1 protein-coding gene is annotated in these 1,358 nt (G+C 59.0%); it reads right to left on the bottom strand.

Features of this window, described 5'->3' with window-relative positions; translation table 11 throughout:
• Positions 1-254: 254 nt before the first annotated feature.
• On the bottom strand, positions 255-1,280 hold the full coding sequence (locus KVP10_RS21145; protein ID WP_217966738.1) for an IS110 family RNA-guided transposase: 1,026 nt from the start codon (positions 1,278-1,280) through the stop codon (positions 255-257).
• Positions 1,281-1,358: the final 78 nt, after the last annotated feature.

The following is a 1,358-nucleotide window of genomic DNA, read 5'->3' as shown; positions in this document are numbered from 1 at the left end:
AATCTATGGTCAGCCCGATTTTTGCAAACAGGACAGTGTTGACGTAAATTGGGCTTGCTTAAATCTATCCGGAGTCTGCATGGGGACGGATCCCCGCTCCATGATGAGAGCCGCGCCGGGCAACCCTAAAAAATGTCCTCAGCGTCTGGATGCTGTATCTATCACCAGGTTTCTTGCCCGGCCGTTGAGCCGTTTATGTCTTCACCTATCTCGCGTCGCAAAACCAGGAAGTGACTGCGTAAATGGTGCGAAGGTCAGGCAGCCAGCATAGCCTGTTCGCTTCGATAGTTCGTTCCTCTCGCGAGGATGGCCCAGGCTATCCTCGCCAATTTATTGGCCAGCGCGCAAGCCACAACGTTCGAATGTCGCCTGGCCAGCAACCCTTTAACCCAAGTGCCCAGGGTATCGGTACGTCGCTCGATGCGTTGCATGATGGCACGCGCGCCCTGTACCAGCAGCCGCCTGAGGTTCTTGTCGCCGCGCTTGCTGATGCCCAGCAGCGTAGGTTTGCCACCCGTACTGTACTGGCGCGGTGCCAGCCCCACCGAGGCGGCGAACTGGCGCGCCGAGCCGAACTGGCGGGCATCGCCCAGTGCGGTCATCAGCGCGCTGGCGGTAATCGGTCCGATCCCGGGGATATCTAGCAGCCGCTGGCTGCGCTCATCTTCGCGCAGTTGTGCGGTCAATTCGTGCTCAATATCGCCAACCTGTCTATCCAGGTACTTGAAATGGGCCTGCAGCCGCTCAAGCAACGCTACCAACCGCAGTGGCAACTCGTGCTGGGCCAATACCGCTGGCAAACGACGGACGATCGCCAGGCCCTTGGGCAAGCTGATGCCAAACTCCAGCAAAAACGCATGGATCTGGTTAATAACGCCCGTGCGCTCACGTACCAGCGACTCGCGTACCCGGTGCAACGCCGACACCGTCTGTTGCGCCTCATTGCGAGGGCTCACGAACCGCATGCTCGGACGAGAGGCCGCCTCGCAAATCGCCTGTGCATCGGCAAAGTCGTTCTTGTTGCCTTGTACGAAGGGGCGCACGAACTGCGGGGAAATCAGCTTCGCCTCATGGCCTAATGCCTTGATGCGGCGGGCCATCCAGTGCGCACCCGCGCAAGCCTCCATGACCACGGTGCTGCACGGCGTGTTGCCCAACAGCTTGAACAACTGGCTGCGTGTGCACTGCTTGCGAAACACCATCCTGCCTGCCGCGTCCTGTCCGTGCAGGTGGAAGCTGCGCTTGCCCAGATCAATGCCAATCAAAGTAACGGTGTTCATGAAGGTCTCCCAGAAAAACTCTTCTCCATTCAGCGTACTACTTCGGATAGGGGCGGGCTGACCATCTCATTATGTCCG

The sequence above is a fragment of the Candidimonas humi genome (assembly GCF_019166065.1).
In the GTDB taxonomy this organism is placed as follows: domain Bacteria; phylum Pseudomonadota; class Gammaproteobacteria; order Burkholderiales; family Burkholderiaceae_B; genus Candidimonas; species Candidimonas humi.
Note: the sequence above shows the minus strand (reverse complement) of the source record. Positions and strands in the feature narration are given on the sequence as shown.